10 protein-coding genes and 1 pseudogene are annotated in these 12545 nt (G+C 67.2%); 8 read left to right on the top strand and 3 right to left on the bottom strand.

Annotation, left to right across the window (positions count from 1 at the left end):
• The first annotated feature begins 4 nt into the window (after positions 1 to 4).
• The 6 genes from ACXMYJ_RS07425 to ACXMYJ_RS07400 all read left to right on the top strand — a co-directional run bounded on the left by ACXMYJ_RS07425 (position 5) and on the right by ACXMYJ_RS07400 (position 6993).
• Positions 5 to 757 carry an NADH-quinone oxidoreductase subunit J gene (locus tag ACXMYJ_RS07425; RefSeq protein WP_460355049.1) on the top strand — a complete coding sequence of 251 codons (753 nt, stop codon included), beginning with the start codon at positions 5 to 7 and terminating at the stop codon, positions 755 to 757.
• Positions 754 to 1053 carry an NADH-quinone oxidoreductase subunit NuoK gene (gene nuoK / locus ACXMYJ_RS07420; RefSeq protein WP_260751135.1) on the top strand — a complete coding sequence of 100 codons (300 nt, stop codon included), beginning with the start codon at positions 754 to 756 and terminating at the stop codon, positions 1051 to 1053. Before ACXMYJ_RS07425 ends, nuoK begins: the two co-directional genes overlap by 4 nt.
• A gap of 103 nt (positions 1054 to 1156) precedes the next feature.
• Complete coding sequence (gene nuoL, locus ACXMYJ_RS07415; protein WP_460355047.1) at positions 1157 to 3058, top strand: NADH-quinone oxidoreductase subunit L; 1902 nt, start codon at positions 1157 to 1159, stop codon at positions 3056 to 3058.
• Complete coding sequence (locus ACXMYJ_RS07410) at positions 3055 to 4632, top strand: NADH-quinone oxidoreductase subunit M (protein WP_460355045.1); 1578 nt, start codon at positions 3055 to 3057, stop codon at positions 4630 to 4632. The genes nuoL and ACXMYJ_RS07410 overlap by 4 nt, the downstream gene beginning before the upstream one ends.
• Positions 4629 to 6194 (top strand): NADH-quinone oxidoreductase subunit NuoN, encoded by a 1566-nt coding sequence (nuoN, locus tag ACXMYJ_RS07405; protein WP_460355042.1) that lies wholly within the window; start codon positions 4629 to 4631, stop codon positions 6192 to 6194. The genes ACXMYJ_RS07410 and nuoN overlap by 4 nt, the downstream gene beginning before the upstream one ends.
• Before the next feature lie 13 nt (positions 6195 to 6207).
• Positions 6208 to 6993 carry an enoyl-CoA hydratase gene (locus tag ACXMYJ_RS07400; RefSeq protein WP_460355039.1) on the top strand — a complete coding sequence of 262 codons (786 nt, stop codon included), beginning with the start codon at positions 6208 to 6210 and terminating at the stop codon, positions 6991 to 6993.
• Positions 6994 to 7014: 21 nt separating this feature from the next.
• Here ACXMYJ_RS07400 and ACXMYJ_RS07395 read toward each other — a convergent pair whose 3' ends face one another.
• Positions 7015 to 7617, bottom strand: a complete 603-nt coding sequence (locus ACXMYJ_RS07395) for a TetR/AcrR family transcriptional regulator (RefSeq protein ID WP_260751129.1) — start codon at positions 7615 to 7617, stop codon at positions 7015 to 7017.
• Positions 7618 to 7683: 66 nt separating this feature from the next.
• Between ACXMYJ_RS07395 and ACXMYJ_RS07390 the strand changes: the two genes are divergently transcribed.
• Both ACXMYJ_RS07390 and ACXMYJ_RS07385 read left to right on the top strand, forming a co-directional pair.
• On the top strand, positions 7684 to 8820 hold the full coding sequence (locus ACXMYJ_RS07390) for a phosphotransferase family protein (RefSeq protein WP_260751128.1): 1137 nt from the start codon (positions 7684 to 7686) through the stop codon (positions 8818 to 8820).
• Positions 8820 to 9962, top strand: coding sequence for a hypothetical protein (locus tag ACXMYJ_RS07385; protein WP_260751127.1), 1143 nt, complete (start codon positions 8820 to 8822; stop codon positions 9960 to 9962). Before ACXMYJ_RS07390 ends, ACXMYJ_RS07385 begins: the two co-directional genes overlap by 1 nt.
• 8 nt (positions 9963 to 9970) lie before the next feature.
• On the opposite strand, the gene ACXMYJ_RS07380 is transcribed toward ACXMYJ_RS07385, so the two are convergent.
• Together ACXMYJ_RS07380 and ACXMYJ_RS07375 are read right to left on the bottom strand one after the other, a co-directional pair.
• Positions 9971 to 11497: a flavin-containing monooxygenase gene (locus ACXMYJ_RS07380; RefSeq protein WP_260751126.1), complete on the bottom strand. Its 1527-nt coding sequence runs from the start codon at positions 11495 to 11497 to the stop codon at positions 9971 to 9973.
• Between the two features lie 40 nt (positions 11498 to 11537).
• Positions 11538 to 12514 (bottom strand): annotated as a pseudogene (locus ACXMYJ_RS07375) (TIGR03617 family F420-dependent LLM class oxidoreductase).
• Between the last annotated feature and the right edge of the window lie 31 nt (positions 12515 to 12545).

Here is a 12545-nt window from a genome sequence, read left to right as displayed (position 1 = left end):
GGACATGGGTGAGGCGGTGCTGTTCTGGGTGCTTGCGGGCGTGTCGGTGGCCGGCGCGCTCGGCGTCGTCGCCGCGCGCAAGGCCGTGTACTCGGCGATCTCGCTGGCCACCACCATGATTGCGCTCGCTGTGCTGTACATCGCCCAGGGCGCACCCTTTCTCGGCGTGGTTCAGATCGTGGTGTACACCGGCGCGGTCATGATGCTCTTCCTGTTCGTGCTGATGCTCATCGGCGTGGACTCGGCAGAATCGTTGGTGGAGACGCTGCGCGGACAACGGGTCGCGGCCATCGCGGTCGGCCTGGGCTTCGGGGTGCTGCTGGTGGCCGGCATCGGCAACGTCGCTTCCACCGGTTTCGTCGGACTCGACGAGGCGAACGGCAACGGTAACGTCGAGGGTCTGGCGGCGCTGATCTTCACCCGGTACCTGTGGGCGTTCGAATTGACCGGCGCGCTGCTGATCACCGCGGCACTCGGCGCGATGGTGCTGACCCACCGGGAACGCTTCCAGCGGCGCAAGACTCAGCGCGAGTTGGCCATCGAACGTTTCGCGCCGGGCGCGCACCCGACGACACTGCCCAACCCCGGTGTATACGCCCGGCACAACGCCGTGGATGTTCCGGCCCGTCTGCCGGACGGGTCTGGGTCGGAACTGTCGGTAAGCGCCATCCTTCAGGTGCGCCCGGTCCCGACCGATGAGCGCTTGCGCGAAGAGCATGTCACCGATGAGCGTTTCGTAAAGGACGAGACCCAATGAGTCCCGACCATTACCTGTATCTGTCCGCGCTGTTGTTTACCATCGGCGCGGCGGGAGTGCTGTTGCGGCGCAACGCCATCGTGATGTTCATGTGCGTCGAGTTGATGCTCAATGCCGCGAACCTCGCCTTCGTCGCGTTCGCCCGCCTCCACGGCCAACTCGACGGCCAGGTGGTCGCGTTCTTCACGATGGTGGTCGCCGCCTGCGAGGTCGTGATCGGGCTGGCGATCATCATGACCATCTTCCGGACCCGGCGCTCCGCCAGCGTCGACGCGGCCAACCTGCTGAAGCACTGATGAGCGCCTGCGCGAAGAAGAGAGAGCACCAGTGAGCGCCTGCGCGAAGAAGAGAGAGCACCAGTGAGCGCCCGCGCGAAGAAGAGAGGGCACTGAGGCACGGATGACGACACCAGTGTGGTTGCTGATCGCCTTGCCGCTGGCCGGTGCGGTGATCCTGCTGCTGACTGGCAGACGCTCGGACCGGTGGGGTCACCTGCTGGGCACCGCGGCCTCGGTCGCGTCTTTCGTCTGCGCGGCAGTGCTGTTCGCCGACATGCTCGGCCGTGACGGCGAGCAGCGGATGTCCCGCGAGACCCTGTTCAGCTGGGTGGCGGTCGGTGAGTTGCGGGTGGACTTCGGGCTGCAACTGGACCAGCTGTCCATGTGTTTCGCGCTGTTGATCACCGGTGTCGGATCGTTGATCCACATCTACTCGATCGGCTACATGAAAGGCGATCCCGGCCGGCGACGTTTCTTCGCTTACCTCAATCTGTTCGTCGCCGCGATGCTATTGCTGGTGCTCGCGGACAACTACCTCGGCCTGTATATGGGTTGGGAGGGAGTGGGGCTCGCGTCGTATTTGTTGATCGGGTTCTGGTCGCACAAGCCGTCGGCGGCGACGGCGGCCAAGAAGGCGTTCGTCGTCAACCGGGTCGGCGACATCGGACTCGCCGTCGCAATGATGATCATGTTCAGCGCGGTCGGCGCCCTGTCGTTCACCGCGGTATTCGACGCCGCACCGCGACTCGGCGAGGGCACGTTGACCGCGATCGGCCTGGCACTGTTGCTGGCGGCGTGCGGAAAGTCGGCGCAGGTGCCGCTGCAGTCCTGGCTCGGTGACGCGATGGAGGGTCCGACGCCGGTGTCGGCGCTGATCCACGCGGCCACGATGGTGACCGCAGGGGTGTATCTGATCGTGCGTTCGGGCCCGGTGTTCGACCTCGCCCCGCACGCGCAGACTGCCGTCGTGGTGGTCGGCGCGGTCACCTTACTGTTCGGCGCGGTGATCGGGTGCGCCAAGGACGACATCAAGAAGGCGCTGGCCGCGTCGACGATGAGCCAGATCGGCTACATGGTGCTGGCGGCCGGGCTGGGCCCGGCCGGCTACGCGTTCGCGATCATGCACCTGCTCACGCACGGCTTCTTCAAGGCGGGGCTGTTCCTCGGCGCGGGTTCGGTGATGCACGCGATGGACGACGAGGTGAACATGCGCCGCTATGGCGGACTCCGCAAGGCGCTGCCGATTACGTTCGTCACGTTCGGTCTGGGCTATCTGGCGATCATCGGCGTTCCACCGCTGGCCGGGTTCTTCTCCAAGGACGGCATCATCGAGGTCGCGCTCGGCGCCGGCGGCATCAAGGGCGTACTTCTCGGTGGCGCAACGATTCTCGGTGCCGGGATCACCGCGTTCTACATGACCCGGCTGATGCTGATGACGTTCTTCGGCGAGAGGCGCTGGGCGAACGAGGCGACCGGGGAAAGACCGGGATTGCATCCCCATGAGGCGCCCGCGGTGATGACCTTGCCGATGATCGTGCTGGCGATCGGCTCGGTGACCGCCGGCGGCGCGCTGGCGGTCGGCGGCACCCTGGAGCACTGGCTCGAACCGGTGGTCGGCTCCGGCGAGATCCACCATGTCATGCCGGTGTGGGTGGTGACCGTGATCGTGCTGTCGGTGGTGGCCGTGGGCGTCGCAGTCGCGTACCGGATGTACGGCGCCAAGGCCGTTCCCGGGCAGGTGCCTGCCGGCACGGCGCTCACGGTGGCGGCCCGCCAGGACCTCTATGGGGACGCGTTCAACGAAAAGGTGTTGATGCGGCCCGGGTGCACCTTCACCCGTGGCCTGGTTGAGCTCGACGACGACGCCGTCGATGGTGCGGCGAGCGGGCTTGCGGCCGGGGTTTCACGGTTCTCCTCGGGGCTGCGCCTGCTGCAGACCGGGTTCGCGCGGTCCTATGCGTTGTCCATGTTGGCCGGCGCGGTCCTCGTCGCCGCGACGATCCTGGCGGTGAATCTGTGGTGACGTCGCTTCCGTTGCTGACCGTGCTGTGGGCCGTGCCGATGGTGGGCGCGGTGCTGGTACTGGTATTGCCGGCCGCGGCGCGCTCCCTGGCGAAGTGGGTTGCGCTGGCGGTGTCGCTGATCGTGCTGGCCGTCGCGGCGGTGATCGCGGTCGGCTTCGACCCGGCCGGCGAGCAGTTCCAGTTCGTCGAGAACTACCGGTGGATACCGTCGTTCGGCACCGGCTACATCCTCGGCGTCGACGGCATCGCACTGGCTCTGGTGGTGCTGACCGCGGTGTTGCTTCCGCTGCTGATCGTCGCCGGATGGAACGACGCCGGCGACGAGCTGAGCTGGGGCGGCAGGTCGGTGCACATCTACTTCGCACTGACGCTGGCCGTCGAGGGCATGGTGCTGATCTCGTTGGTGTCGCTGGACATCTTGCTGTTCTACGTGTTCTTCGAGGCGATGCTGATCCCGATGTACTTCCTCATCGGCGGCTTCGGCGGCCGGCAGCGGAGCAGAGCCGCGGTGAAGTTCCTGCTGTACAACCTGTTCGGCGGACTGATCATGCTCGCCGCGGTGGTCGGCCTCTATGTCGCGACGGCGGGCAGCGACGCGTTCGAGGCGGGCACCTTCGACTTCCGCGCGATCGTCGCTGCGGTCGCGAGCGGCGAGTTCGTCGTCAACCCGGCGGTGATGCACCTACTGTTCGGCGGGTTCATGTTCGCGTTCGCGGTCAAGGCGCCCCTGTGGCCCTTTCACCGCTGGCTGCCGGATGCGGCGGTGGAGGCGACCCCGGCCAGTGCGGTCTTGATGATGGCGATCATGGACAAGGTCGGCACCTTCGGCATGATCCGCTACTGTCTGCCGCTTTTCCCGGACTCGGCAACCTATTTCAGCCCAGTGATCATCACGCTCGCGGTGATCGGCATCGTCTACGGTGCGGTCGTGGCGATTGGCCAGACCGACGTCATGCGACTGATCGCCTACTCCTCGATCTCCCACTTCGGATTCATCATCCTGGGCATCTTCGTGATGACCACCCAGGGGCAGTCAGGGTCCACGCTGTACATGGTCAATCACGGCATCTCCACCGCGGCCCTGTTCCTGATCGCCGGTTTCCTGGTGTCGCGCAGGGGATCCCGCCTCATCGACGCCTACGGCGGCGTGCAGAAGCTGGCGCCGGTGCTGGCGGGCACGTTCCTCATCGCCGGGCTCGCGACGCTGTCGCTGCCCGGGTTGGCGCCGTTCATCAGCGAGTTTCTGGTGCTGATCGGCACTTTCACGCGGTACCCGGTGTTTGCTGTCCTGGCCGCAAGCGCGCTTGTGCTTTCAGCGATCTATGTCTTGTGGATGTACCAGCGCATGATGACCGGCCCACCCCCGGCTGCGCTCACCGAGGGTGAGCACAGGATCCGCGATCTGGTGCCGCGTGAGATCGCCGTGGTGGCACCGCTGATCGCGCTGCTGCTGGTGCTCGGGGTGTATCCGAAACCGGCACTCGACGTGATCAACCCTGCGGTAACGCACACACTGACCACGATCGACCGACCCGACCCGGCACCCCGGATGGCGGAAGGCCCGGCGCGATGAACATCCCGACCCCGACGGTCGAATACGGCCTGGTCTCCCCGATGCTGATCGTGCTTGCCGCAGCGGTGCTCGGCGTGCTGGCTGAAGCGCTGCTTCCGCGCCGACTGCGCTATCCCGCGCAGGTGGCGCTGAGCCTCGCCGGACTGGTCGCGGCGTTCGCCGCAGTTCTGCTCGTCGCGCAGGACCTGCCCGACGGAAACGGTTCTGAGGCGGTGATGGGTGCGATCGCCGTCGACAGGCCCGCACTGTTCCTGCAGGGCACCATCCTGCTCGTCGGAGTGTTGGGCATCCTGCTGATCGGTGAACGCCAGAAGGCGTCGGCCGGCAGTGAGTCCCGGGGGTTGGAAGCGTTCACACCACAGGCCTCCGCGGTCGCGGGCAGTGTCGCCGAGAAACTGGCCACCAGAGCGGGTGTGGTCCAGACCGAGGTTTTCCCGCTGACGATGTTCGCGGTGGGCGGCATGCTGTTGTTCCCCGCTGCCAACGATCTGTTGACGATGTTCATCGCGCTGGAGGTGTTGTCTCTTCCGCTGTACCTGCTGTGCGGGCTGGCTCGCCGGCGACGCCTGCTCTCGCAGGAGTCGTCGCTGAAGTACTTTCTGCTGGGCGCCTTCTCGTCGGCGTTCTTCCTGTACGGCGCGGCCATGCTGTACGGGTACGCCGGCACTCTGAACCTGCAGGGCATCGCCGATGCGGTGGCGTCTGGGTCCGGCAAGACGTCGCTGGCACTGCTCGGGGTCGCGTTGCTGCTGGTCGGCGTGTTGTTCAAGGTCGGTGCAGTGCCGTTCCATTCGTGGATCCCCGACGTGTACCAGGGGGCGCCTACCCCGATCACCGCGTTCATGGCGGCCGCGACCAAGATCGCGGCGTTCGGTGCGATGCTGCGACTGTTCTATGTCGCGGTGCCTGAGCTACGCGACGACTGGCGCCCGGTGCTGTGGGCGATCGCGATCCTGACGATGGTGGTGGGCACTGTCACCGCGGTCACCCAGAACGATGTCAAACGGATGCTCGCGTACTCGGCGGTCGCGCACAGCGGCTTCATCCTGACCGGTGTGATCGCCGGCAACGAAGCCGGGCTGTCGTCGACGTTGTTCTATCTGTTCGCCTACGGTTTTTCCACCGTGGGCGCATTCGCGGTGGTCGGTCTGGTCCGCGACGCCGACGGCGAAGAGGACAGCGCGTTGGAGCGCTGGGCCGGGCTGGGTAAGCGCTACCCGGTGGTCGGTATCGTTTTCGCGTTGTTCCTCTTGGCGTTCGCCGGGATCCCGTTGACGAGCGGGTTCGTCAGCAAGTTCGCGGTGTTCAAGGCCGCCGGCGAAGGCGGGGCGATACCGCTGGTGGTCGTCGGGGTGATCGCCAGCGCGATCGCCGCATACTTCTACGTACGGGTGATCGTGCTGATGTTCTTCACCGACCGCCCCGACGACGCGCCGGTCGTGGTGGTGCCCAGTGCGCTGACCACAGCGGTGGTGACCGTCACCGCGGCTGTGACGTTCGCGTTGGGCGCGCTGCCTCAGCCGTTGCTGGACCTGGCGAACTCGGCGGACCGGTTCTTCTGATACGAACGTAGCCATGACGTCTGAGCTGGTGTTGACCGCCGACCACGACGGCGTGCGGGTGCTCACCCTGAACCGCCCGGCTGCCCGGAACGCACTGAGCCGCGATCTGATCCGCGCCTCCTACGCGGCCCTGACGTCAGCGGACGCCGACGATACCGTGCGCGCGGTCGTGCTGACGGGCGCCGACCCGGCATTCTGCGCCGGGGTGGACCTCAAAGAGGCTGCGCGCGACGGACTTTCATACTTCTCCGAGTTCCGTTCGCAGAGCTGCATCGCGGCGGTGGCGCAGATGCGCACCCCGGTGGTGGGCGCGATCAACGGCGCGACGTTCACCGGTGGGCTGGAGATGGCGCTCGGGTGCGACTTCCTGATCGCCTCTGAGCGTGCGGTGTTCGCCGACACCCACGCGCGGGTCGGGATCCTGCCCGGCGGCGGGATGACGGCGCGGCTGCCGCACCTGGTCGGGGCGGCGATGGCGCGGCGGCTGTCGATGACCGGAGAGGTGGTCGACGCGGCACGCGCCGAACGCATCGGGCTGGTCACCGAAGTGGTGCCGCACGAGCATCTGCTCGGCCGGGCTGTCGAGCTGGCCGCGCAGATCGCGGAGGTGCCGGCGCCGACGATGCGCAGCCTCAAGGAGATCTACACGACGGGGGCTGCCGCGGTGACCGAGCCGGCGCTGGCGGCCGAGGAGAAGATCGCGTTCGCCCAGCACCGCGATTCGCAAGATCTCGAAGGCCTGGGCGACCGGTTCAGCGCGGTCACCCGGCGCAATAAGGACCAGATCAGCTCCCCCTGACCCGCTCTGCTCGAGGACCGGCTAAGTGACGATGCCGTGAAGCAGGATGTCGGTGGTTCTGTCCACCCACGACGGGTGGTCCAGGTCGTCCGGCGTCTGCAGCAGCGCCAGCAGCGTGGCGCCGCCGATGAGGTGGACAAGCCGGTCCGGGTCGACGCCGGGCCGGACCTCGCCGCGTTCGACGGCGCCGTGCAGCCGGGTGCGCACCGCACCGAACAGGTCGGTGAAGCGCGCCGCGACCCGACCGGTGAGCTCGGCGTCGGCCGACATGTCGGCGATCAGTCCGGGCAGCGCGGCCCGCACCACGGGGCTGGTGAAGACGTCGCGCGCAGCCTGGATCATCGCGCGCAGGTCCGCGGCGATGTCTCCGGGCGGGGTGTCGATCGCCGAGGGGGTCACCGGGAACGCGGCCTCGTGGACGAGCTCGGCCTTACTCGACCATCGCCGGTACAGGGCTGTTTTCGTTGTGCCGGCCCGCTCGGCGACGGCGGCCATCGTGACGTTCGAATAGCCGATTTCGACAAGTAGATCCGCGGTCGCGCGCAGTATGGCAGCGTCGATACGCGGATCTCGCGGGCGACCGGCGCCCGCGGTCTTGTCACCCGGCGACGGGTCTGCTTTCATATCGCTACCCACGGTATCGTATTAGAGCCCTGCCGTGACCGCGCCGTGGCGGGAAGGACGATGTCTGTGACCAGCGAACCAGCCGTCGACAACGTCGACCGACTCCAGCGTTCCAGCCGGGACATGTCGGATGTGCCTGCCGCACTGTCGCAGTGGCTGTCCACGCTGCTGCCCGGCACCACGCCGGAGATCACCGTGGAAAGCGGTGTCGATGCCAACGGGATGTCCTCCGAAACGATCTTGTTGCAGGGGCGGTGGCTGCAGGACGGGAAACCTGTCGAGCAGAACTGGGTCGCCAGGGTCGCACCCGCCGAAGCGGACATCCCCGTGTTCGAACACTACCGTCTCGACCATCAGCACGAGGTGATGAGACTGGTCGCCGAGTTGACCGACGTCGCGGTGCCGCCGGTGCGCTGGCTCGAACCCTCTGGCGACGTGCTGGGCCGGCCGTTCTTCCTGATGGACCGTGTCGAGGGCATCGTGCCTCCGGACGTGATGCCCTACACCTTCGGGGACAACTGGCTCTACGACGCCACCCCCGAACAACAGCGCAGTCTTCAGGACCGCACCGTCGAGGTGCTGGCCAAGCTGCACTCGATCCCCGATGCCCAGCAGAGATTCGGTTTCCTGCAGGACGTCGACCCGCCCGGCGACACCGCGCTGCACCGTCATTTCGGCTGGCTGAAAAGCTGGTACGAGTTCAGCGTCCCCGACATCGGCCGCTCACCGCTCGTCGACCACGCGCTGACGTGGCTGGAGAACCACTTCCCCGACGACGTCGCTGCTGCCGAACCTGTTCTGTGCTGGGGCGATTCACGCATCGGCAATGTCATGTACCGCGACTTCTCACCCGTCGCCGTCCTCGACTGGGAGATGGCCACCGTCGGCCCGCGCGAGCTCGACCTGGCCTGGATCAGCTTCGCGCACATGGTGTTCCAGGAGCTGACCAAGCTCGCCGGGCTACCCGGCATGCCCGACTTCCTGCGGGAGGACGACGTGCGGTCCACCTACCGGGAGCTCACCGGTGTGGAGGTCGGGGATCTGCGCTGGTTCCACGTCTACTCGGCGGTGGTGTGGTGTTGTGTGTTCATGCGCACCGGGGCCCGTCGTGTGCACTTCGGCGAGATCGACAAACCCGCCGACATCGAAACGCTGTTCTACCACGGATCCCTGCTCAAACGACTGATCGGAGAGGCCGGCTGATGCTCGGACCCATGGACGAATACCCGGTGCACCAGGTTCCTGCGCCGATCGCCTGGCCCGGGCCCTCGGACCGCAACTTCTATGACCGGTCGTACTTCAACGCCCACGACCGCACCGGCGACATCTTCGTGATCACCGGCATCGGCTACTACCCGAACCTCGGCGTGAAGGACGCGTTCGTCCTGGTCTCCCGCCGCGACAGCGGCACATACGGCGGAGGAGGCGACACCCAGACCGCGGTGCACCTGTCGGATGCCATCGACGCCGACCGGCTCAACCAGCGTGTCGGCAACTACCGCGTCGAGGTCGTCGAGCCGCTGCGCAAACTGCGGATCATCCTCGACGAAACCGAGGGAATCGCCGCCGATCTCACCTGGGAGGGGCTGTTCGACGTCGTGCAGGAGCAGCCGCACATCATGCGGCGCGGCAACCGGGTGACGTTGGATGCGCAGCGCTTCGCCCAGGTCGGCGCGTGGAGCGGTCAGCTCGCGATCGACGGTCAGGACATCACGGTCGACCCGTCCCGATGGATCGGCACCCGCGACCGGTCCTGGGGCATCCGGCCGGTCGGCGAAGCCGAACCGCCGGGCCGGCCCGATGACCCGCCGTTCGAGGGCATGTGGTGGCTGTACGTGCCGATGGCGTTCGACGACTTCGGCATCGTGATCATCATGCAGGAGGACCCGCACGGGTTCCGCTCGCTCAACGACTGCACCCGCATCTGGAAGGACGGCCGGGTTGAGCAGCTGGGCTGGCCGCGGGTCAAGATTCACTACCGCTCCGGCACCCGGATCCCCACCGGCGCCACGATCGAGGCGACCGCCCTGGACGGCAGCCCGGTGCATTTCGACGTCGAGTCGAGGCTGGCCGTGCCCATCCATGTCGGCGGCGGCTACGGCGGCGACTCCGACTGGCTGCACGGGATGTGGAAGGGCGAGAGTTTCATCGAGCGTCTGACGTACGACATGAACGACCCGGCGATCATCGGCCGGGCCGGCTTCGGCGTGATCGACCACGTCGGTCGGGCGGTGTGCCGGGACGCCGATGGCACCGAGCGGGAGGGCTGGGGTCTGTTCGAGCACGGCGCACTGGGCCGTCACGACCCCTCGGGATTCGCCGACTGGCTCACCGTCGCGCCGTAACGCCGGCCTCAGCCGACGTTGCCCTCCAGCAACTCGTCACGCGGAAGCTCGTCGGCCACGGGCGGTTCCGGCGCGGTACGCCCGAACACCATGGACTCCTCGATGCGGTCGAGCCTGTGGTCGATTGCGTCGAGGACGTAGTTGTGCCGCACGTTCCACGGCCGGTGCGTCCCGGACTTCGGCAGCACGTGCCCGGAGCGGTGCACGTAGCCCGCGTTGATGTTCCACGCTGGCTTCTCGGTCATCGGGGTCGCGCCCAGGTGCGGGTAGGCGTGCGTGTACCCGTGAGAATCCATGTAGGCCAACAGCTTCGCCACGGCACGGGCGGTCAGGTCGGCGCGTAACGTCCAGGACGCGTTGATGTAGCCCACGCACCAGGCCATATTGGGCACGTCTTCGAGCAGGTGCTCCTTGTAGACGAACCGGTCCGCCGGCTTGACCTCCACGCCGTCGACGCTGACCGTGATCCCGCCGAGGGCCTGCAACTGAATACCGGTGGCTGTGACGATCACGTCGGCGTCGATGCGGCCGCCCGACTGCAGCACGATGCCGGTGGCGTCGATGTGGTCGACCCGGTCGGTCACCACATCGGCGCGGCCGGCGGCGATGGCGTCGTAGAAATCACCGGACAGGATCAGGCACAGCCGCTGATCCCACGGGTCGTAGCTGGGGTTGAAGTGGGTGTCGACCGGATAGCCCTCGGGCAGGTAGTGCTTGGCGACGGCCCGGATCGCGCGGCGACTGAAGCGCGGCGCTTTCCGCGACACCGCGTACACGGCGACGATGAACAGCACGTTGTACAGCCAGGCCAGGCGGTAACCGAGCTTGCGGGGCGGTACCTTGCGCAGCAGGTTCACCACGGGATTGATCCGCTGCCCGGACAACAAATAGGTCGGTGACCGCTGCAGCATGGTCACGTGCCCGGCCTTTTTGGTCAGCGACGGGATCAGGCTGATCGCGGTGGCACCGCTGCCGATCACCGCGACCTTCTTGCCGGTGTAGTCCAGGTCCTCGGGCCAGTGCTGCGGATGTACCACCGTGCCGGAGAAGTTCTCCAACCCGGGGAAGTCGGGGCGGTAGGGATGGTCGTAGTCGTAATAGCCGGTGGCGAAGAACAGGAATCGGGCCCGGTAGGTGCGTGCCGCCCCGTCCTGCTCGGTCTGCACCGTCCAGGTGTCGGTCTCGGGATCCCAGTTCGCCGAGATCACCCGGGTGTCGAACCGGATGTGCCGGTCGATGCCGTGCTTGTGGGCGGTCTCGATGAGGTAGCTGCGGATGTCCTCACCGTCGGCGACGTTCTCCGGGCGGCTCCACGGCTCCCACGGGAACGACAGCGTGAAGATGTCGCTGTCCGAGCGGATCCCGGGGTAACGGTGCAGATCCCACGTCCCGCCGATGCGGGACCGTCGCTCCAGGATGGTGTACGTGCGCTGCGGGTTGCGCTCCTGGATCCGGTAGGCGGCGCCGATCCCCGAGATGCCTGCGCCGATGATCAGAACGTCAGAGAACTCCGTCTCCGGATCGAGCTTCTCCACCCGCAACCTCCTTTGGTCCGCGTCCGTACCACCCTAGGTGTCAGCGAGCGAGCGCGTCGACGATCTGGGCCAACGAATCCACCGCGATCGGCCCGGGCTGGTAGAGGCAGATGCGCTCGGACACCCCGGCGACCCGGTCGGCGATGTGCGCGGCGATCTCGGCCGGCGTGCCACACGCGGCGACGGTGTGCAGTACGTCGTCGTCGATCAGCCGGCCCATGTCGTCCCAGCGGCCCTGCTTGGACAGCGCGTGCAGTTCGGGCTGCAGATCGCCCCAGCCGTGCACGTCGAGCACCGGCCGGTACGCGGGCGTCGACCCGTAGAACGCCAGCAGGCGGCGGGCGGCGGCGTGGTCGGGATCCTGGTCGGCGACGGACACGATGATCTCGGGAACGATCTGCAGGTCGGCGCGGGCGCGGCCCGCCGCGGCCAGTCCGGCGTCGACGTGCGGCATCGTCACCTCGTGCAGGAAGCGCTTCGAGCCGAACGGCATCACGAGCAGTCCGTCGGCGACCTCGGCCGTCATCCTCGTCATCTTCGGGCCCAGCGCGCCGACGAAGATCGGGATCGGCGCGAAGCTCGCCCGCGGGGTGAACGTCGGCGTCATCAGCGTGTGCCGGTAGAACTCGCCCTGGAAGTTCAGCCGCTCCCCCGTGCTCCACGCCGCGAAGATCGCCCGCAGCGCATCGACCAGTTCGCGCATCCGGGCCACCGGACGGTCGAACTGGGCGCCGAACCGCTTCTCGATCTGAGTCCGGATCTGGGTCCCCAGGCCCAGGGTGAACCGCCCGCCGGACAGCAGCTGGTGGTCGACGGCCTGATGCGCGAGGTGAATCGGGTTGCGGGGGAAGGCGATCGCGACGTTGGTCATCACATCGAGTCCGCCGACGGTGGCGGCCAGGGTCAGCGGGGTGAACACGTCGTGCGGTCCCTCGAAGGTGAAGACCCCGCTGCCCCGGCGTCGCGCAGCGCGCGGGTCCGGTCCAGTGCGTCCAAGGGGCCGAACAACGCGGTCATCACCTGCACAACGGGCGAGCCTAGTGCGGTT

The sequence above is a fragment of the Mycobacterium sp. ZZG genome (assembly GCF_054786995.1).
Note: the sequence above shows the minus strand (reverse complement) of the source record. Positions and strands in the feature narration are given on the sequence as shown.